Raw genomic sequence first — 18,578 nt, 5'->3', positions numbered from 1 at the left:
TTTGCGCGAACGCGGCCCTTCGGGTCCGGATCATGCTTTAACGACGAAACCGTCCTGAAACAATCCTGAAACCAGATCGTCCTGAACTCGATCGCTGATAGGCCCGACCAACCGAGCGATAAGGAGACATCTCATGATCCAGATCGGTTCGAAGGAAGAAGTCGCGTTGCTGCTGGCCCTGTTCGGGACTCATACCCAGCCCGTGAGCAAGCCCAAGCCGAAATCGCGGCAAGGCTGAAGGCGAACCCATGCCGGGTCTGGCCGATTGCCTGAGCTTTCTGCGTTTGCTGATCGCGCGGGGAGATCCGAAAGGTATCCCTCTGGCGACCGATGCCATCGACGATTACCTCGCCATGGCTCCGGTCAGCGCACGCCGCCGCGGCCTGCGCGTGCTCCAGCAGGACGCGCTCGAGCTTCATGTCACTTCGGTTGGCGTGCAGCGCTCGTTCGCCGAGACGGTTGACGCCTATATCGAGCGGAAGCTGGCCGAGGAATGAGGCAAGCCTGACCTTTCGGGTCCCCTCCAAAAGCTGGCATCCCTCTTGCTATGAAAGGTCTTAATCCGGCCCGGCCATCGGGCCGTTTCAGATTGAGGCGATCACATGCAGTCAACGTCCCGTTTTGAAGCGACCGCGTCCCTGCAGCTCCATGCTCTGATCTCCGACCTGCACTGGCGGATCCAGATGCTGGACGGCGATATTGCCGAGGAGGAGCGCAATGCCGGCAATGCCGATCCTCGCAGCCCCACTTATTCGATGCTGGCGCAGAATATGCGGGCGCGCCGCGACAACTTGCGGACCTCGGTCGCCTTGCTGGAGGCGCGGGTCGAGCGGACGGCGCTGCTGTCGCGCGCGGCATAGACAGAAGCCGCCGTCTTCGCCGACCAGAGAGGCGCGATATTGCCGCTCAGGTCGGCGCCCTCAGGCCGGGCGAATACAGCCAGGCCTCGATCTGAATCGCCATCTCGTCCTGCCGCGCGCGGCGCAGCAGCATCTCGCGGCGACGTCCCGGCGCGAGCGCGCGCGCCTGCTCGCGCAATTGCGCGGCTTCCTCCTGAAGCCTCTGGTGAAGTGTCTTGGTCTGCTTGAAACGACGCCGCTTCAACATGGCGCTGCTCCCATGTTCGAGGAGGGCGGGAGCGCGATCGGGCGTTCTCATCACCGATATCTGCCAGGGGGCCTTGCGGTGACGGTTAACCGTACGACCCGTCCTGCAAGGAGTCCTCATCATTTGATAGGTCGGCCGAGAAATCTTCGCGCTATTTCAAGCGCTGTTTGCAGCCTTTGAGCCACTTACTCATTTTGTGCGACGGCTGATCCAAAGTACACTTTTGAACACCACCTAGAGAGCTGGGAGGAGGGACGTCGTTTCGTTTGCTTCGGCCAGCGCGCGGGGCGATCGTGCGTTTGACTCGTCGGGCAAAACACTGGCACTATGGCATCATCGACATCTCCGGTTCAGCCCGCGCGAAGCCATTCGCCGCGGGTTTTTTGCTGTCCATCGACGTCCGCTGCAGTCTCGGGAGGAACGGACTGCGCCGACGGAATTTGTATGGTCCGGAGGAGACTATGTTGACAGACGCTGACATCGCCATGCTCTGCGACATCGGCCAGTCCATCGCCTTCAGCGACGACCGGCACGAACAGCTGTTCCGGCTGATCGCCGACGGCTACGTGCAGAAGGACGGCGACACCTACGAGCTCACGCCCAGGGGTGAAGCGGCGGTGATCGATCGCGGCGCGGGACTGAACAAGGCGTGACGTCGGGTTGGTCACGGGGCGATCGGAAGCGCGTTCGCGGCCGGCTGACCCGCCGCTGGTCCGAGCCCGATGTGAAAGTGCGACGGCCGGCCACGTGGCGCACAAGTTGGATCGGGGCGGAAGTTAGGAACCTTTGGTTCCGGGCCGGACTTGGTTCGTGCCGGCATACCGCCGATTGGCCGGCTGGAATGGCGGCTCTGGCGCACCAAGCCCCCCGTCATGCGCCGGAGCCGTTTTCGGTTTAACCTAAATTTGGCTTGACCCGTCGGGCAAAACCCTGGCATAGTGGCATCATCGGAAGAGTTGGTCAGGGCCCGCGCGGAGCAATCTGCGGCGGGCTTCTCGTCGTCTCTTTCTATTTCGCCAAGCGCGGCTTTGAAAATGCAAGGATCATCAAGCGGTGAAGGTAGTAGATGACGAAATCAGGGCCATCGTCGCCGAGACGCTGGCCGAACAGCAGAGGCTTCAGCAAGACAGCATTGATGCGATCGTGCTCAAGGCGGTAGCGTCGGTGCTGGCTTCCTTTGGTATCGAAGATGATGACCGGAAGGAGATCAGGGCGGACTTCCAGCACCTGCGGCGGTGGCGAAAAAGCGTCGAGCAGGCCCAGAGCTATACTTTCAAAGCTGTCATTACCGCGATTGCGACCGGCCTGATGGGGGCTGTCTGGCTCGGCGTGAAGGTCGTGCCGGGCAAGTGAGCTTCTCGTGGCGGCGGCGCCGCCGCACGGCTGATCCCATTCGATGAGTCTTGCCATGTACCGAATTCGTATGTTCGACGCGTCCGATGATGACGTTGCCGACACCCTGACTGAATTGCATGGGCTGACGTTCTTCGACACAGCGGCGATGCCGGAGTTCGATCTCGGAGCGTGGTGGCTCGCTTATCGAGGCGACGATGCGGTCGCCTTCGCAGTCATCGTGCCGTCCACCTTCGCGCAATTTCGGCTACTTCTCCAGGGTCGGTGTCTTGCCGCGGCATTGGGGCAGAGGGCTTCAGCTCAGGTTGATGCGCGCTGCCGAAGCGCACCGGCGGCGTGTCGGATGGAACGCCATCGTCTCCGATACAACGGACAATCTGATCTCGGCGAATAACTTTATAAGGCGGGTTATCGGCTTTTCGAACCCGAAGTTCGCTGGGCCTGGTCGCATACGCTCTACTGGCGAAGGTCGCTCCGCTGAATGTCCCGTGATGCGGAACGCCTCATTTCGAGCTTTACTTCTGCCGGGTTCCTCTTACGAATTGAAGCCTTGCGGCTGGAGCACTTGCGGAGTTGGTTCTCCCGGGCTTTAAATTCGCGTGCAGAAAATCGGCGAGCATAAGCCGATGTAAGGGAGCCCCGGGATGTCCACCAAGCCTCAATTGCCGGAACGTCCGCCGCGGGGGGCGGGAGGACCAACCGCGCTTGATGGCCTGCTGGTTGTCGATTTCACGCGCGTGGTTGCCGGCCCCGCCTGCACACAGACACTGGCCGATTTTGGGGCGCGCGTCATCAAGATCGAGAACCCCGATGGCGGCGACGACACGCGCGCCTATGAGCATGCCGAGGTCGGCGGCGAAAGCGCAGCCTACCTCAGCCTGAACCGCAACAAGGCCGGTATCGTGCTCGATCTCGCCGTGGCGGAGGCGCGCGAGATAGCGCTGGATCTGATCCGCAAAGCGGATGTCGTTGTGGAGAATTTTTCCAGCGGTGTCATGAAGAAGTTCGGTCTCGACTACGAGGCTGTCGCGCCGCTTAACCCGCGGCTGGTCTATTGCTCGATCTCCGCTTACGGGCGCACCGGACCATTTGCCTCACGCCCGGGTTTTGACCCTATCACGCAAGCCGAGAGCGGCTTCATGTCGCTCAACGGGTTCGCGGATGGCCCGGCGGTTCGTACCGGGCCGCCGATTGTCGACATGGCGACGGGGATGTCAGCCTGCAATGCCATTCTGCTGGCGCTGTTGGCGCGGGACCGGCTCGGCCGTGGGCAGCATGTCGAGGTCGCGCTGTTCGACGTCGCCATGGGGATGACGGGCTTCTATGGGATGGCCTATCTGATCAACGGCGAGAATCCTGGGCGGTTCGGCAATTCGCCGGCCGGGTCTCCCACTGTTGGTGTCTACGAGGCATCCGATGGTCCGCTCTACATGGCGTGCGCCAACGATCGGCTGTATCGACGGCTGGTGGTCGAGGTGCTGAACCGCCCGGATCTCATTAACGCGCCGCAGTTTGCGACCCGCAAAGCAAGGTCTGAGAACAAGGAGCTCCTGCGTGCGACCATCGCCGAGGTGTTCGCAGGCGACACGCTCGAGAACTGGATGGCGAAGATGAAGCTGGCCAATATTCCGGTCGGCTATCTCCGAACGGTCGAGGAAGGGTTCAATGCGCCCGAAGCGCGCGAACGCGCGCGCCTGAGCCGGATCCCTCATCGTACCGCGCAGTGGGTGCCGAATATCGAGCCGCCCATCAGCATGAGCTTGACGCCGGCAGTTGATCCTGTGGCGGCGCCGCTGCTGGGCGAGCACACCGAGGGCGTCATGCGCGAGACGCTTGGTTACGACGCGAAGCGGATTGCGGCATTGGCCGAAAAAGGCGCATTCGGGCTGCGTAAGACCGCGACATCGGACTGAGGGCAGCAACAGCTTGATTTGGCAGGGTTCCAGCCTCATAAATGCATGAGAGCGAGGGACGCGAATGGTGCCTGGTCAGGAGCCGAACATGGGTCAGTCGGTGGCGACAGACTCCGGCGAACGAGCCTATGCGGCGATGATTGCCAAGGCGCGGGCGCTCGTGCCGCAATTGCGGGAACGTGCGGTTCGAACCGAGGAGCTGCGGCACCTGCCGCCGGAGACCGAGCGCGACCTGCATGAAGCCGGCCTGTTCCGGATGCTTCAGCCGAAGCGTATCGGCGGCGCCGAGCTCGATTATGTTGCCCTGATCGATTGTGCCGAGTTGCTGGGGCAGGCCGACGCATCGGTCGCCTGGAATCTGGCTAATCTGGCGAGTCACCACTGGATGCTCGGCATGTTCGAGCAGCGTGCGCAGGATCTGGTCTGGGGCCGAGATCCGGACGTGCTGATCGCGTCATCGTTCATCTTCCCTGCCGGCCGTGCCAGGAAGGTCGAAGGCGGATACCGGCTGCGCGGAAGCTGGCCGTTTTCGTCGGGCGTCGGCTCCTGCGCATGGAACATGCTTGCGAGCGTCGTTTCGTCCGACGACGAGGCTGACGGGATCGAATACCGCATCTTTCTATTACCCAGGGCTGACTACAAGATCCTCGATACCTGGAATGTAGCCGGACTGCGCGGCACAGGGTCGTCGGATGTCGAGGTCAGGGATGCCTTTGTGCCCGATCATATGACGGTCGCGGTGGGTGATCTCGCGGGCGGCGCGACGCCCGGCAGCAGGGTGAACCCCAATCCGCTATACGCGCTTCCGGTCTTCTCGCTGTTTCCCTATGTTCTCTCGGGCGTCGCGCTCGGCAATGCACAGGCGTGCCTGGACGATTATGCGGAGGTCGCGCGTCACCGCATATCGACGTACAACCGCGCCAAGCTGAGCGACTTCCAGAGCACGCAAATCAAGATCGCGGAAGCTTCGGCCAAGATCGATGCCGCGCGCCTCATCATGCGCTCGGCCTGCATCGAGGCGATGGAGAACGCACGGCGCAACCGCACGCCCGATATGGTCACCAAGACCAGATATCGACGCGACGGTGCGTTCTCGGTCAATCTATGTACTGATGCAGTCTCGATGTTGTTCGCAGCGAGCGGGGCGCGCGGCCTGTTCACGACGGGCGTGCTACAGCGGCAATTCCGCGATGCTCACGCGATCAATTCGCACCTCGCATTCAATTTCGATGCGGCCGGAACCAATTATGGACGCGTGGCGCTCGGTCTGCCGTCCGAGAATCTCACCTTGTGAGGCCGGCCGATGAATGACCAGCCAAAGCATCCGGCCGCCGCCGATCCCGCCAACGAGTTCGCAAGCGACAACTCGCCGATCGACCCGCGTGATTTCCGCAACGCGCTCGGCACCTACGGGACGGGCGTCACGATCATCACAGCAACGGCTGCCGATGGAAAGCCGTATGGCATCACCTGTAATTCGTTCGCGTCGGTTTCCTTGAATCCCCCCTTGGTCCTCTGGAGCCTCGGCGTTTATTCGTCGAGCCTGACCGTGTTTCAGAACGCCAGCCATTTCACGGTGCATGTGCTGGGCATCTCGCAGCAAGCGCTCGCAAACAAGTTTGCCAAGTCGTCCGAAGACAAGTTCGCGGGCGTGAACTGGACACCGGGTCTCGGCAATGCGCCCGTGCTGGCCGAGAGTGTGGCGAGTTTTCAGTGCCGATCCGTCAACCGCTATTATGGCGGCGATCACGTGATCTTTCTCGGTGCCGTCGAGGCCTATGCTTACAACGCACGAGAGCCTCTGCTGTTCGTGCGGGGGACTTACGGCCGATTCTTGGCCGATGACGCGCACAAGAAGTAGCCGTAGTGCGATTCAGGGACGCGGATTAGTTCAACGTTCCATGGCCGAAAGCTTGTAAATTTCGAGCGCGTCCGCGTCTGCACCGCGTGCCGCTTTGGCCAGCCTGAAGATCTGCCCGGCAAGCGTCGCCATCGGCACCGGCGTCGACGTCGCCTGCGCGACATCGGCGACCGTATCGAGGTCCTTGAGCATCGTCGCGATGTGCCCGAGCGGTGGCGAGTGAATGCCCCGGACCATGCGCGGCACAAAGAGTTGAAGCGGGATCGAATCCGCAAAGCCGCCCGCGAGTGCTTCGGGAAGCCTGCTCGCGTCAATCCCGGCGTTCGAGGCAAGGCGCGTTGCCTCCGCAAGCACGGCCATCGCGCATCCGACGATCACCTGGTTGCAGAGTTTCGTGGTCTGGCCGGCGCCGGTCGGACCCATGTGGGTAAATCTGCGCGCCATGGTCAGCACATAGGGCCTTGCCCGCTCGATGTCTTCAGCCTCTCCTCCCGCCATGATGGCAAGCGTGCCCTCTTCGGCGCCCTTGGTGCCGCCGGACACAGGCGCATCGATCCAGCTTGAGCCGTTCGCAGCTTTCAACCGCGCCGCAAGATCGCGAGCGGCGTCAGGATGGATCGACGAGAAATCGACCACGAGCTTGCCTGCGCCGGGAGCCCCGGCAAGGCCCTCCGGCCCGAAGATTATCTCTTCGACAGCAGCGGCATCCGTCACGCACATGAAGAGGATGTCGGAGTTCGCCAATAGTTCACACGGCGTGCTCGCGCGATTGGCGCCAGCCTCGACAAGCGGTGCTACCTTGCCCTCCGAACGGTTCCAGACGCTGACGTGAAAGCCGGCTTTGAGCAGCCGACGGGTCATTGGCGTTCCCATCAGTCCCAGGCCCAGATAGCCGAGCCTTTCGACGCGTTGCGGGTTTGTCTTGCTCGCATCAGCCATAGGTTGCTTCCTCTTGCCGCAGCGCAGCGGCGCACGACCCTGGCCGAACCATACATGACGCATTCCGCAGCGAAACCGGGGCGGCTTGCATGGCTTGCCTGATTGTTTGAACCATGAAACATTTGAATCGGTCGGGTTGGGTGGCGCTCATCGGCGCCGGAGCAACGGAGTGGGCACGATGCGGGCAGTTTCGAGGTGGATGCTGGCGGCAGGAACTGTGGCGGCCATGATCGCGGGCGCGAGCCCCTCATGGGCGCAGCAGACGATCCGCGTGGGCTGGACCATCCCGGCCGAGGAATCCAAATACTGGATGATGCGAAGACCGGCCGAATTCCCGGATATCGGCAAGACCTACAACATCGAGTGGACCCAGTTTCAGGGCACCGCACCGATGACGCAGGCTTTGGCGGCCGGCGCTCTCGATTGTGCGACGCAGGCGCCACTGTCGCTGGCCAACGGTGTGGTCGGCGGCAACCTCAAGGCCTACATCGTGGCCCAGCACGTCTTCGAGAAGCCCGGTGGCTTCTCGGTCTACTGGGCGGTGATGGATGACTCGCCGATCAAGACGATTGCGGACCTTAAGGGCAAGACCGTCGGCATTTCCGTGATCGGCGGCGGCACGCAAGGCCCGTTCAACCTGCTTTTGAAGCAGAACGGGGTTGATCCTGCCAAGGACATCAAGCTGGTCGAGGTCGGTTTTGCCGTCTCCGAGGATGCGCTGCGCCAGGGCCGGGTCGATGCGGTCAACATGAACCAGCCGTTTGCGGCACGTGCGGAGGCAAAGGGCGGCACAAGAAAGCTGTTCTCGCTGTCGCAGGCCATGCCGAACATCGTGCACATCTTGGAAGCCTGCCGCGCCGATTTCGTCGACAAGAATCCGGACCTGGTGAAGGCCTATGTTCGCGATATCACTTCAGGCATGAAGAAGGCACTGGCGAACCGTGAAGAAACCTTGAAGGTCGTCAATGAAGTCCTGAAAGCGCCCATTCCGGTGCTCGAGACCTACCTGCTCAAGGACAATGATTTTGGTCGCGATCCCGGCGCTGCGCCAAATTTCCCCGCAATTCAGAAGATGCTGGACATTTATGCGGACACAGGAATGCTGCCAAAACTGGATGTCGCGCAGTTCAAGCACGCGACCATCGTCGCGCCGCTGCAATAGGCCAGAGGTCGTTTGCAGGATCAGCGAAGTCGCAATGTCCCGCCATGTGTGGGACAGTGCATCGAGACAGTGCAAGCATGAAGAAGTTGCGATCACGGATCACCACTGACGGGCTCGACCGCGCTCCGCATCGCGCCTTCATGCGCGCGATGGGTCTGGATGATGCCGCCATCGCCAAGCCAATGGTGGGCATTGTCAGCATGAAGGGCGAGCAGACGCCCTGCAACATGACCCACGACTTTCAAGTGGCTGCCGCCAAGACCGGGATCGAGGAGGCTGGCGGCACGCCGCGTGAATTCTCAACCATCTCGGTGTCCGACGGGATCAGCATGAATCACGAGGGGATGAAGTTCTCCTTGTTTTCGCGCGAGCTGATCGCCGACTCGATTGAGGCTGTCGTCCACGGTCTCGCCTATGATGCACTGATCGGGTATGGCGGATGCGACAAGACGCTTCCGGGCGTGATGATGGGCATGGTTCGTTGCAATGTGCCTTCCATCTTCATTTATGGCGGCAGCTCGTTGCCGGGCCGCGTGGACGGGCGGACGCTGACGGTGCTCGACTCCTACGAAGCCGTCGGCAGCTTTATGACTGGAGAGATCGACGCCGCGACGCTCGAACGGATCGAGCGCGCGTGCCTGCCGACCATTGGTGCCTGCGCTGGCCAGTTTACTGCGAACACCATGGGGATGGTGTCGGAGGCGATGGGCTTGACTATCCCCAACGTTTCGATGGTGCCCGGCGTCTATGCCGAGCGGGCGCAGATCTCGCGTCGCGCCGGGCGGCTGATCATGGAAATGCTGGAGCGGGGTGGACCGCTGCCGCGCGACATCGTGACGCGGAAATCGTTGGAGAACGGCGCGGCGATCGTCGCCGCGACGGGTGGATCGACCAATGCCGCTCTGCATCTGCCGGCGATTGCGAACGAGGCAGGTATTCGTTTCACGATCGATGATGTTGGCGAGGTCTTTGCCAGGACGCCCCTGATCGGAAACTTGCGGCCAGGGGGCAAACATACCGCCAAGGATGTTTACGACGTCGGTGGTGCAGCCGTGATAATCCGCGAATTGATCCAGAGCGGGCATATTGATGGCAGCTGCCTGACGATCACGGGACGTAGGCTCGCGGAAGAAAATGGCGCGGCCAATGCGCCCGACGGGGAGGTCGTTTACGCGGCCCGCGCGCCGATCATGTCTGACGGCGGCGTTGCGGTGCTCAAGGGCAATCTCTGTCCCGATGGCGCCGTCATCAAGGTTGCAGGTCTGAAGAGCCAGCTCTTCGAGGGCGCGGCGCGTGTCTTCGAGGATGAGGAAGCTTGTGTCGAAGCGGTTCGCGACCGCAGTTACACGGCCGGCGAGGTCCTGGTGATCCGCAACGAGGGGCCGGTCGGCGGTCCCGGCATGCGTGAGATGCTCGGCGTCACTGCGCTGATCTACGGCCAGGGCATGGGCGAGAAGGTCGCCCTGATCACGGATGGGCGGTTTTCCGGTGCCACGCGCGGCATGTGCATCGGGTATGTCTCGCCGGAAGCGTTTGTTGGTGGCCCGCTGGCGCTGGTCCGCGACGGCGACAAGATCCGGATTGATGCCGCTGGCCGCCGCATGGACCTGCTAGTCGATGAGCAGGAACTCGCTGCACGCCGACGCGATTGGAAGCAACCTCCGCCGCGTCATCGCGCGGGTGCGCTCGCAAAATATGCGCGTCTGGTCGGTCAGGCCCCGGACGGAGCAGTCACGCATGAGGGCCCGGTGGAGTGGCCGTGGTTCGACTGAGTGGCAAGTTTCTTGCTAAGCTCGTTCCGCTGGTGAAGGCCATCCGGCAGATCGGCTGCGTGACGTTCGCGCGTGAGTGAGGCGAGAGGCGGGATGAAGGTAGTGCCTTCAAGATTGAGCGAATGGGTGAGACCGGTGACGTTACAGCAACCGGCTTGTGCGATCATCGAGATCGAACGCGTCTCCCAGGTTTTCCAGACCTCGGCGCGCAAGGATCATTTGGCGCTATCGGACATCTCCCTGACGATTGACGAAGGTGCATTCGTCTCCATCCTTGGTCCCTCCGGCTGTGGCAAGTCGACGCTGCTTTACATCGTCGGTGGTTTCGTCAACCCAAGTAGCGGCGCGGCGAAGATGAAAGGACAGGCAATCACGGGCCCGGGTCCGGATCGTGGACCGGTCTTCCAGGAGTTCGCGCTGTTTCCGTGGAAGACCGTTCTCGGCAACGTGATGTATGGGCCGCGCCAGCAGGGCGTGCGAACCAACGAAGCCGAAGCGCAGAGCCGCGCGCTGATCGAAATGGTCGGCCTCAAGGGCTATGAGAACTTTTACCCGAAGGAGCTGTCGGGCGGTATGAAGCAGCGCGTCGCGCTGGCCCGGACGCTGGCCTATCATCCGGAAGTCCTGTTGATGGACGAGCCGTTCGGTGCACTTGATGCGCATACGCGTACGCGCCTGCAGAATGATCTCCTCAATATCTGGGAGCGCGACCGCAAGACGGTGCTGTTTGTCACCCACTCGGTCGATGAAGCCGTCTTTCTCTCGGATAAGGTCGTGATGATGTCGAAGTCTCCCGGCCGCATCCGGCAAGTCATCGATATCGACCTGCCACGACCGCGGCGCCGCAACGAGCTGTTGCTCGATCCGCGCTATCAGAAATACGTCGTTGACATCGAACGCATGTTCGACGAAAGCGACGAAGCCGGCTCGCCCTCGTGATCTCCTCGACTACCATGGCCAAACGTGCTGCGCCGGCCCTGGCCTGCATCGGATTGCTGGCAGTGTGGCAGGTTGCCTCGCTTGTGCTGAAGAGCGACAGCTTTCCAACGGCGATCGAGGCGATCCGCGCAATCCCGGATATCCTCGGCGACAGGGAATCCCTGATCAATATCCTGGCCTCGCTCCGTCGCATGGCGATCGGGTTCAGCATCGCGGTACTGGTCTCGATGCCCCTAGGCCTGTTGATGGGCCGTAGCCGGGCCGTCGCAGCCTTTTTTAATCCACTGCTGATGGTAATCTATCCGGTGCCGAAAGCGGCCTTGATGCCGATCATCATGCTGTGGCTCGGTGTCGGTGACATCACCAAAACCCTGGTGATCTTTCTCGGCGTCAGCCTGCCGGTGATCTATCACAGCTTTGAGGGGGCGAAGGCCGTGGAAGAGAAGATGCTGTGGTCGGGTGCGGCGATGGGACTTTCGCCGTTGCAGCGCTTGGTCCGGATTGTGCTGCCCGCAGCGCTGCCTGAGATTCTGACTGGATGCCGCACTGGCCTGGTGCTTGCGCTGATTACCATGATTACCAGCGAGATGATCGCGCGCCAATCGGGCGCCGGCAATATCCTGTTCAACGCGCTCGATATGGGCCAATACGACACGGTCTATGCGATGATCATCATCGTCGGCGCGATGGGCATCTGCCTTGATGCGGTCTTCGAGCGCGTCCGCGCAAGGCTTGTGCGCTGGTCCGAGCCTCAGTTCGACTTGCCGCTGAGCTTCTCATGATGTCGCGTTTCCTCTCAACGAACATCCTCTTGGGGGTCGCACCAATCGTGCTCGTGATCGCGCTCTGGCAAGGTTTGGTGTCGTTCGGCGTCGCGCCCGCCGTGTTGCTGCCGCCGCCAGGTTTGGTCTTCGGCCGACTGGTCCAGCAGCTTGAGACCTGGACTTTTCAGCAGGAAATCGCGGCGACCGTGGTCCGGTTGTTCGCCGGATTTGCTATTGCAGTCGTGCTCGGCGTCAGCATTGGGATTGCAGCTGCTGCCAGTCCCGCGATGAACGCCTTGGTTCGGCCGATCGTGCGGGTGCTTGCGCCATTGCCGAAGGTCGCGCTCTATCCAGCGCTACTACTGTTGCTTGGCTTCGGTCACGGATCGAAGATCACGCTGGTGACTGCGGACGCCCTCTTTCCGATCTTGCTTTCCACCTATTACGGGGCGTCGACGGTGGAGCAAAAGCTTATCTGGTCGGCCATGGCGGCAGGAACGCCGCGCTATGAGATCCTGTTCAAAGTCGTTTTGCCGGCGGCGATGCCGGCGATCCTGACTGGATGCCGGATAGGCCTTGTCATTTCCTGCATCGTGGTGTTTCTGGCCGAGATGATCACGTCGACGGACGGGCTTGGCCATGCGCTTGTCACGGCAGCGCGAACATTTCAGGCCGTTGACATGTTCGTGCCGCTGATCACCATCTCATTGCTTGGGTTGATCCTCAACGCGTTGTTGGGTGCGGTACGGTCGTATCTCTTGCGAGGCTTCCCCGAAGCGTGACCTGACGAAAAAGAAACCAGAAGACCGGGAGTGAACCATGCTGGCTGATCGCATCGAGGCAAAATGGATCGACGCATTTTGCGAGATCTTTGAGCGTTGCGCCGTCAAGTCCGGCGACACCGCGGCGATCCTCTCGGAAACTCAGTCGCGGGCATTGAACGTGCATTTGGCGGAGCTGGCGCTGTTGCGGATGGGCGCGCGGCCTTTTCATGTCGTGATGCCGACGCCGCGCAATCGAAATGTCGTTCCGGTTCGCTCGACGGGGGCGAGCGAGGCGATCCAGCGGTTGGGTCCTGTCATCAGCGCGCTCCAGCAGGCTGGCTTCGTGGTGGACTGCACAATAGAGGGCCTCATGCACGCGGTGGAAACACCGGAAATCCTGAAGGCCGGCGCGCGCATCCTGGTGATCTCCAACGAGCATCCCGAGGCGCTGGAGCGGATGGTGCCGGACCCCGCGCTCGAGAAGCGCGTTCGTGCGGCCGCAAAGATGCTGCGGGGAACTAAGCGAATGCGGGTCACCTCTAAAGCCGGCACGGCGCTCGATGTGGACATGGTGGGCGCTTCCACGGTCGGCGTCTGGGGGTGGACGGACAAGCCGGGTACGCTGGCGCATTGGCCAGGCGGCATCGTTGTGAGCTTTCCGAAGAGCGGGACGATCAACGGCACGCTGGTCATGGCGCCCGGCGATATCAACCTCACCTTCAAGCGCTATTTGACGTCGCCGGTCAAAATGACCTTGAAGGACGATTACGTCGTCGAGCTGGAGGGCGAGGGCACCGATGCCGCGCTGATGCGCGCCTATCTCGCCGCCTGGGGGGATCGGGAGGCCTATGCCGTGTCGCATGTCGGCTTCGGCATGAATCCGGCTGCGCGCTACGAGGCCCTCTCGATGTACGACCAGCGTGACACCAATGGCACGGAGATCCGCGCCGTCTCGGGCAACTTCCTGTTCTCGACCGGCGCGAACGAATTCGCCGGACGTTACACTGCAGGCCATTTCGACTTGCCGATGATGGGAACGACCATCGAGCTCGATGGCGTCGCGGTCGTTCTGGAGGGTGTCCTTCAGGACGTCTTCGGCTAGTTGCGGTCGAGCACAGGCGGACGAGCCAGGTCGAAATGCCGGAGCAGGTCGACCATGGCCTGGAGCCGTTTTGCGCGATATGCGTCTACGTCCATCCCTGAATAATCGAGGAAGCCTGCACCGGTGCGCAGGCCGATCCGGCCTTCACGCATGTTGCGCGAAATGACCTCTGGCGCGCGATAGCGGTCGCTGCCGAGCGCGCCTTCGAGATATCGACTGGCGTAGTACAGAATATCGCCACCGCCCCAGTCGATGAACTCGAGCAACCCGAGCACGGCATAGCGAAAGCCGAAACCATAGCGGATCGCCTTGTCGATTTCTTCGGCGCTCGCGACGCCTTCCTCGACCATTCGGGCGGCTTCGTTCATGGCCAGCGCCTGGATGCGCGGAACGATGAAGCCGGGCGTCGCCGCACAGACCACCGGCACCTTGCCGATGCCTTCGAGCAAGGTTTTGACCTCGTCTACAATAGCGGGATCGGTGGTCTTGCCGGGCGATACCTCTACCAGCGGGATCAGATAGGCTGGATTTAGCCAGTGCACGTTGAGGAAGCGGCGTGGATTCACGATGGCATCCGACAGTTCGTCGACGAGGATGGTTGACGTCGTCGATGCGATGATTGTGTCCGGGCCGACCTGCTTTGAAGCCGCCCCCAGCACTTCGCGCTTGAGCTCGACGATCTCAGGAACCCCTTCGAAAATGATTCCCGCCTCGGAAAGGGCAGGGCCGCTCCGGCTGGCCGGTACCACCGAGACCCGCGCGATCAGCGGATCAACGTCCGCCTCGGTCAGCAGTCCCAGCTTGGACAGGCTGGCAAACGTCTTTCTGATCTCGTCGAGTGCGTCAGCTTCCAGCCTGGCAAACTCCTCTGCCGAGCGGGCCTTGATGTCGATCATCGTGACCGTGTGGCCCGCATAGGCAAACGCGACGGCAATACCGCGTCCCATGCGACCGGCTCCCAGACAGGCAATCTTGGCGCGGCTGCTCATCGGCTAGAATCCTTCACGAAGCAGCGTCTGCAATTCACTTCTGTGCAGCTTGCCAAGCCCCAAGGTCTGCAATGTTCGGCCGCCTTGCGTAAAATCCTCGCCGCAGATGGCGCCGCCGATAGCCAGGAATGCCTTGGCAAGCGGCGTGGCGACCGCCGCAACCCCCGCGACGGACACCAGCAGCGAGAGCCCCAGCCGCAAATCCTCGCGCATGTAGCGGTGATCGGTCAGCACGATCTGCTCGCGCCAGTCGCCGGAATCAGTCAGCCGGTCATGCGAGCCGCGGCCATACATCCAGATCTCGCCTTCCCGCGCGTAGTGATGAGCGAGGGGAAAATGCGGGGCGCGATATCCTAGCGCCTCGCGCACGGCAATCCGCTCGGCGTCGAGCGCGTCAGTCACGCGCCGGATCGCGGCTTGGGTGCCCTCCTTGTGGATGTCCCAACGCTCGAAATGCTCGATCGGGCCCGCGTTCATGACAATCAAAGGTGGATGAATGATGCAGCCCGCATTCATCAGCGCGCCGGAGAGCGCATCACCGCATGGCTCGATCACGTCAGGGAAGGCGCGGCCGATGATCTCAAGCGCATGCGGGGCCCGATCGAGAGGGAATACGCCGACCGGCAGCCGCTTGGCGCGAATGGTGATCGCGACTTCGAATGGTCCGTGCTTGCGGGTGAGCCAGGGCAGTGTGCCGGTTTCGGCGAAGCTCGCTTTGGCGCGATTGCCAGCCTCCTGTGCGGCTTGCGCGAAGATCATCGAGCCGAATGTCCCGGGTGGCAGGAACACCACCTGGCCGTCACGCAGATGCGGCGCAAGGAGCCGGGCGATATCCGGCTGAGCGAATGCGGGGGCGGGACACAGGATCAGATCGACGCTATTGACGGCTTCGGCGATGTCGGTAGTCACCAGCGCCAACTTCACGTCGTGGCGGCCATTGTGATCCTTCACCAGGATGCGAGATCCCGCGGCACGGTGTGCGTCGACCTGCGCTGCGTCGCGACGCCAGAGCCGGACCTGATGCCCCGACAGAGCAAAATCGCCCGCGGCCGCGAAAGAGCCGTTTCCCCCACCCAGAACTGCGATCTTCAAGATGCTTCTCCTTGCGCGCGCGACTGCGCATCAAGCTGTTTCAGCAGAAAATGCTGAACCTTGCCGAGCGCCGTACGCGGCAAATCGGCAACGAAAATGATGTCGCGGGGAACCTTGTAGCGGGCAAGCTGTGTCTGAACGTGCGCTTTCAGCTCGTCTGCTTCGAGACGGCAGCCGGATCGTCGGATGACATAAGCGATGGGCACCTCGTCCCAGCGTGGGTCCGGCCGGCCGATCACGGCGCATTCGCTGACATCGGGGTGTTCCAGCAGGACGCGCTCGACTTCGGCTGGATAGATGTTCTCGCCGCCGGAAATGATCATGTTCTTCTTGCGGTCGCGGACCCAGAAATAGCCGTCGGCGTCGCACAGGCCGACATCACCGGTGCGATACCAGCCGTCGCGCAGCGCCTCGCGCGTGGCCTCGGCATTGCCCCAATATTCGAAGAACACGTTGGGGCCGCGTACTGCAATCTCTCCGGGCGTGCCGGCCGGCGTCTCATTGCCGGCCTGATCGATCACCTTCGCTTCGCAGCACAGGCCAGCTAGTCCGGTCGATCCCGTCCGAGACAGGTCGCCGCCGAGGCGCGTATAGATTGCGATGGGAGAGGTTTCCGTCGAGCCGTAAACCTGCAGCACCGGCACACCGCGTGCGACGAAGCGCTCGATCAGGTGCGGCGGGACGATGGTCGACCCGGTGGCAACGGTTTTGAGCGACGAGAGATCGGTGGTGGCCCAGGCGGGATGCTCACTAACGGCTTGGAGGATCGTGGGCACCATGACCGTCAGGGTCGGCCGCTCCCGTTCAATGGCCGCAAGCGCCGTATCCGGTGTGAAGCGCGCGTGGATCGTAACGGTCGCACCAAGCTGGAGCGCTGCCGTCGTCTGGATGTTGAGGCCGCCGACGTGAAAGAAGGGCAGCACCGTCAGCACATGATCGTCCGATGTCATGTTGTGCATGTGCTGGCTCATGACGCCGTTCCAGAACAGCGCCTCCTGACGCAGCACCGCGCCTTTCGGCCGTCCCGTCGTGCCCGACGTGTAGACGATCAGCAGCGGGCAGGAGAGATCGGTGTGCGGATTACGTGCGCTTCCCTTGCTGGCAGCCAGCAAGCTTTCGTAGCTCCTGCCGCGGGGCGGCGTAAAATCGAAGCCGACGACGGCTGTTCCGGGCGCGACCTCGGGAAGAACGCCTTCAAATGCCTGCTCGAGCACCAGCACTTTGGCGCCAGAATCGGTCAGGATGAACAGCTGCTCGGCGACTGCCAACCGCCAGTTCAGCGGCACCAGCATCGCGCCTAGACGAGCACAGGCGTAGAGCAGGACCAGATAGTCCGGCCGATTCAGGCTCAGGATCGCGACGCGGTCGCCGCGCCCGACACTGAATTCCTGCTTCAGGGCTGTTGCGGTTCGTTCTATTCGACGGGCGAGCGTCGCGTAGTCCAGCCGCTGCCCCTCGAAGGCAATGGCGGTCTTGTCTGGCGCGAACGCCGCATTGCGATTGATCAGACTGCAGAGATCCACCGTTAATCGTCCGTCTCGCCAGTCTCGTACAGCGCCTCGCGGCCGATCCGGTCGAGGCAGAGCTCGGCCGTCCAGGGCAGCATCAGCGAGCCGCACCGGCTGTCGCGATAGATCCGCTCCAGCGGCAAGGAGCGCAGCATGGCCTGACCGCCGCAGGTGCGGATCGCGAGCGCTGCGAGCTCATTGGCGCCTTCCATCACCGAATATTGCGCTGCATAGGCGCGCAGCACCTGCTCCTTACTGGGATTGGCGCGCGCCTCCGTGACGGCCTGGAACCAGATCGCCTTGATCTGTTCCAGCTTGATCTGCATTTGCGCCACCGCGATCTGCTTGGTCGGATACATTCGCCGCTTAACCGCCGGCATGCCCGGCACCTCGCCGCGCAAGTAGCGCACGGTGAAATCATAGGCGGCTTGGGCCAGGCCCATATAGGTCGGCGAGAGCGTCAGGAACATGTGCGGCCAGCGCATCGCCGCCTGGAAATAGACGCCGCGCGGCATCAGCGCAGCATCCTCCGGCACGAACACATCCTTGAATAGCAGCGTGCGCGAGACCGTGCCGCGCATGCCCAGCGGATCCCAATCGCCGACGACGGAGACGCCGTCCGACGCCGCGTCGATCGCTAGATAGAGTGTGTTGCGGCGCGAGGCCTTCTCGCCTTCCGCAATCTCGGTGCAGAGCACGCCGTAATAGTCAGCATGGCCTGACAGCGATGCAAATATCTTCTTGCCGTTGACGATCCAGCCACCCTCGACAGGCTTCGCTTCCGTGCCGAATGCAACGCCGCCGGCGGCGGCCGCGCCGCCTTCCGAGAAGGGTTGCGAATAGATCGCGCCGTCTTCGACGATGCGTTTGTAGTGGACCGCCCGTCGGCGCTCGTGCTCCGCGCGGGTCTCTGCATCCATGTCGAGATCATCGGCCAAAGGCCCCGACCACAGCGTGGAGCAGACATGCATGTTCCAGGTGAGGGCGGTTGCGCCACAATAACGGCCGATCTCCGCAGCGGCCAGCGCGTAGGTTTGATAATTGGCGCCCAGCCCGCCATGCTTTTTGGCCACGGCGATGCCGAGCAGGCCGGCGCGATGCAGGTCGCGATAGTTCTCGGTCGGAAAGATCGCCTCGCGATCGTAGGCCGCGGCACGACCGGCGAACACGCTCTGGCCGATCTCACGCGCTCGCGTAATTATGCTCGCCTGCTCGTCGCTCAGCCGGAACGCCACGGGATCGAAGATCGGTGCATCCAGTGCGACCTTGTCGGTCGCGCCGATCGTCTTGCTGACCTGCATGGTCATGGTGCA

19 protein-coding genes and 1 pseudogene are annotated in these 18,578 nt (G+C 62.3%); 14 read left to right on the top strand and 6 right to left on the bottom strand.

Annotated elements, in window-relative coordinates:
- Positions 1 to 248 precede the first annotated feature (248 nt).
- Positions 249 to 497 (top strand): hypothetical protein, encoded by a 249-nt coding sequence (locus AOQ71_RS19820; RefSeq protein ID WP_057749639.1) that lies wholly within the window; start codon positions 249 to 251, stop codon positions 495 to 497.
- A gap of 105 nt (positions 498 to 602) precedes the next feature.
- Complete coding sequence (locus tag AOQ71_RS19815; protein ID WP_057749636.1) at positions 603 to 860, top strand: hypothetical protein; 258 nt, start codon at positions 603 to 605, stop codon at positions 858 to 860.
- 46 nt (positions 861 to 906) lie between these two features.
- Here the strand turns inward: AOQ71_RS19815 and AOQ71_RS19810 are convergent, their stop codons facing one another.
- On the bottom strand, positions 907 to 1,107 hold the full coding sequence (locus AOQ71_RS19810; RefSeq protein ID WP_057749630.1) for a hypothetical protein: 201 nt from the start codon (positions 1,105 to 1,107) through the stop codon (positions 907 to 909).
- A gap of 461 nt (positions 1,108 to 1,568) precedes the next feature.
- On the opposite strand from AOQ71_RS19810, the gene AOQ71_RS19805 reads away from it, so the two are divergent.
- The 6 genes and pseudogenes from AOQ71_RS19805 to AOQ71_RS19780 all read left to right on the top strand — a co-directional run bounded on the left by AOQ71_RS19805 (position 1,569) and on the right by AOQ71_RS19780 (position 6,234).
- Positions 1,569 to 1,760, top strand: a complete 192-nt coding sequence (locus tag AOQ71_RS19805) for a hypothetical protein (protein ID WP_057749627.1) — start codon at positions 1,569 to 1,571, stop codon at positions 1,758 to 1,760.
- A gap of 400 nt (positions 1,761 to 2,160) precedes the next feature.
- Entirely contained in the window at positions 2,161 to 2,460 is a 300-nt protein-coding gene (locus tag AOQ71_RS19800) for a hypothetical protein (protein ID WP_057749623.1), read from the top strand.
- 55 nt (positions 2,461 to 2,515) lie between these two features.
- Positions 2,516 to 2,941: pseudogene (locus tag AOQ71_RS19795) on the top strand (GNAT family N-acetyltransferase).
- Positions 2,942 to 3,104: 163 nt separating this feature from the next.
- The gene (locus AOQ71_RS19790; protein WP_057749619.1) at positions 3,105 to 4,373 is read left to right on the top strand and encodes a CaiB/BaiF CoA transferase family protein; all 1,269 of its coding nucleotides are present in this window, start codon (positions 3,105 to 3,107) and stop codon (positions 4,371 to 4,373) included.
- 64 nt (positions 4,374 to 4,437) lie between these two features.
- Positions 4,438 to 5,667 (top strand): acyl-CoA dehydrogenase family protein, encoded by a 1,230-nt coding sequence (locus AOQ71_RS19785; RefSeq protein WP_057749615.1) that lies wholly within the window; start codon positions 4,438 to 4,440, stop codon positions 5,665 to 5,667.
- Between the two features lie 9 nt (positions 5,668 to 5,676).
- Complete coding sequence (locus tag AOQ71_RS19780) at positions 5,677 to 6,234, top strand: flavin reductase family protein (protein WP_057749612.1); 558 nt, start codon at positions 5,677 to 5,679, stop codon at positions 6,232 to 6,234.
- A gap of 30 nt (positions 6,235 to 6,264) precedes the next feature.
- Here the strand turns inward: AOQ71_RS19780 and AOQ71_RS19775 are convergent, their stop codons facing one another.
- On the bottom strand, positions 6,265 to 7,173 hold the full coding sequence (locus tag AOQ71_RS19775) for an NAD(P)-dependent oxidoreductase (RefSeq protein WP_057749609.1): 909 nt from the start codon (positions 7,171 to 7,173) through the stop codon (positions 6,265 to 6,267).
- A gap of 178 nt (positions 7,174 to 7,351) precedes the next feature.
- Between AOQ71_RS19775 and AOQ71_RS19770 the strand changes: the two genes are divergently transcribed.
- From AOQ71_RS19770 to AOQ71_RS19745, 6 genes are all read left to right on the top strand, one after another.
- A complete protein-coding gene (locus tag AOQ71_RS19770; RefSeq protein WP_057749606.1) occupies positions 7,352 to 8,335 on the top strand; it encodes an ABC transporter substrate-binding protein in 984 nt (327 codons plus the stop codon).
- Positions 8,336 to 8,412: 77 nt separating this feature from the next.
- The gene (gene ilvD / locus AOQ71_RS19765; RefSeq protein ID WP_057749601.1) at positions 8,413 to 10,107 is read left to right on the top strand and encodes a dihydroxy-acid dehydratase; all 1,695 of its coding nucleotides are present in this window, start codon (positions 8,413 to 8,415) and stop codon (positions 10,105 to 10,107) included.
- A 93-nt stretch (positions 10,108 to 10,200) separates the two neighbouring features.
- A complete protein-coding gene (locus tag AOQ71_RS19760) occupies positions 10,201 to 11,046 on the top strand; it encodes an ABC transporter ATP-binding protein (protein ID WP_057749599.1) in 846 nt (281 codons plus the stop codon).
- Positions 11,047 to 11,060: 14 nt separating this feature from the next.
- On the top strand, positions 11,061 to 11,828 hold the full coding sequence (locus AOQ71_RS19755; protein ID WP_057749596.1) for an ABC transporter permease: 768 nt from the start codon (positions 11,061 to 11,063) through the stop codon (positions 11,826 to 11,828).
- A complete protein-coding gene (locus tag AOQ71_RS19750) occupies positions 11,825 to 12,592 on the top strand; it encodes an ABC transporter permease (RefSeq protein WP_057749593.1) in 768 nt (255 codons plus the stop codon). The genes AOQ71_RS19755 and AOQ71_RS19750 overlap by 4 nt, the downstream gene beginning before the upstream one ends.
- Positions 12,593 to 12,629: 37 nt before the next feature.
- Positions 12,630 to 13,676 carry a 2,5-dihydroxypyridine 5,6-dioxygenase NicX family protein gene (locus AOQ71_RS19745; RefSeq protein WP_057749590.1) on the top strand — a complete coding sequence of 349 codons (1,047 nt, stop codon included), beginning with the start codon at positions 12,630 to 12,632 and terminating at the stop codon, positions 13,674 to 13,676.
- Here the strand turns inward: AOQ71_RS19745 and AOQ71_RS19740 are convergent.
- From AOQ71_RS19740 to AOQ71_RS19725, 4 genes are read right to left on the bottom strand one after another with little or no spacing between them, the layout of a single operon-like run.
- A complete protein-coding gene (locus AOQ71_RS19740) occupies positions 13,673 to 14,665 on the bottom strand; it encodes a 3-hydroxybutyryl-CoA dehydrogenase (protein ID WP_057749587.1) in 993 nt (330 codons plus the stop codon). The two genes, AOQ71_RS19745 and AOQ71_RS19740, sit on opposite strands and share 4 nt — an antisense overlap.
- Before the next feature lie 3 nt (positions 14,666 to 14,668).
- Positions 14,669 to 15,757 (bottom strand): NAD/NADP-dependent octopine/nopaline dehydrogenase family protein, encoded by a 1,089-nt coding sequence (locus AOQ71_RS19735; protein WP_057749584.1) that lies wholly within the window; start codon positions 15,755 to 15,757, stop codon positions 14,669 to 14,671.
- Positions 15,754 to 17,280 carry a class I adenylate-forming enzyme family protein gene (locus AOQ71_RS19730; protein ID WP_057749581.1) on the bottom strand — a complete coding sequence of 509 codons (1,527 nt, stop codon included), beginning with the start codon at positions 17,278 to 17,280 and terminating at the stop codon, positions 15,754 to 15,756. Before AOQ71_RS19730 ends, AOQ71_RS19735 begins: the two co-directional genes overlap by 4 nt.
- 2 nt (positions 17,281 to 17,282) lie before the next feature.
- Positions 17,283 to 18,572 carry an acyl-CoA dehydrogenase family protein gene (locus AOQ71_RS19725; RefSeq protein ID WP_057749578.1) on the bottom strand — a complete coding sequence of 430 codons (1,290 nt, stop codon included), beginning with the start codon at positions 18,570 to 18,572 and terminating at the stop codon, positions 17,283 to 17,285.
- Positions 18,573 to 18,578: the final 6 nt, after the last annotated feature.

It is taken from the genome of Bradyrhizobium manausense, from assembly GCF_001440035.1.
Taxonomy (GTDB): domain Bacteria; phylum Pseudomonadota; class Alphaproteobacteria; order Rhizobiales; family Xanthobacteraceae; genus Bradyrhizobium; species Bradyrhizobium manausense.
This window is presented reverse-complemented; position numbering and strand designations above follow the sequence as displayed.

Coding starts and splice junctions, on each gene's coding strand:
- AOQ71_RS19770 (WP_057749606.1), top strand. CDS start 7,352: ATGCGGGCAGTTTCGAGGTGGATGCTGGCGGCAGGAACTGTGGCGGCC.
- AOQ71_RS19810 (WP_057749630.1), bottom strand. CDS start 1,107: ATGTTGAAGCGGCGTCGTTTCAAGCAGACCAAGACACTTCACCAGAGG.
- AOQ71_RS19750 (WP_057749593.1), top strand. CDS start 11,825: ATGATGTCGCGTTTCCTCTCAACGAACATCCTCTTGGGGGTCGCACCA.
- AOQ71_RS19760 (WP_057749599.1), top strand. CDS start 10,201: ATGAAGGTAGTGCCTTCAAGATTGAGCGAATGGGTGAGACCGGTGACG.
- AOQ71_RS19815 (WP_057749636.1), top strand. CDS start 603: ATGCAGTCAACGTCCCGTTTTGAAGCGACCGCGTCCCTGCAGCTCCAT.
- AOQ71_RS19820 (WP_057749639.1), top strand. CDS start 249: ATGCCGGGTCTGGCCGATTGCCTGAGCTTTCTGCGTTTGCTGATCGCG.
- AOQ71_RS19785 (WP_057749615.1), top strand. CDS start 4,438: ATGGTGCCTGGTCAGGAGCCGAACATGGGTCAGTCGGTGGCGACAGAC.
- AOQ71_RS19775 (WP_057749609.1), bottom strand. CDS start 7,173: ATGGCTGATGCGAGCAAGACAAACCCGCAACGCGTCGAAAGGCTCGGC.
- AOQ71_RS19755 (WP_057749596.1), top strand. CDS start 11,061: ATGGCCAAACGTGCTGCGCCGGCCCTGGCCTGCATCGGATTGCTGGCA.
- AOQ71_RS19745 (WP_057749590.1), top strand. CDS start 12,630: ATGCTGGCTGATCGCATCGAGGCAAAATGGATCGACGCATTTTGCGAG.
- ilvD (WP_057749601.1), top strand. CDS start 8,413: ATGAAGAAGTTGCGATCACGGATCACCACTGACGGGCTCGACCGCGCT.
- AOQ71_RS19780 (WP_057749612.1), top strand. CDS start 5,677: ATGAATGACCAGCCAAAGCATCCGGCCGCCGCCGATCCCGCCAACGAG.
- AOQ71_RS19740 (WP_057749587.1), bottom strand. CDS start 14,665: ATGAGCAGCCGCGCCAAGATTGCCTGTCTGGGAGCCGGTCGCATGGGA.
- AOQ71_RS19805 (WP_057749627.1), top strand. CDS start 1,569: ATGTTGACAGACGCTGACATCGCCATGCTCTGCGACATCGGCCAGTCC.
- AOQ71_RS19790 (WP_057749619.1), top strand. CDS start 3,105: ATGTCCACCAAGCCTCAATTGCCGGAACGTCCGCCGCGGGGGGCGGGA.
- AOQ71_RS19725 (WP_057749578.1), bottom strand. CDS start 18,572: ATGACCATGCAGGTCAGCAAGACGATCGGCGCGACCGACAAGGTCGCA.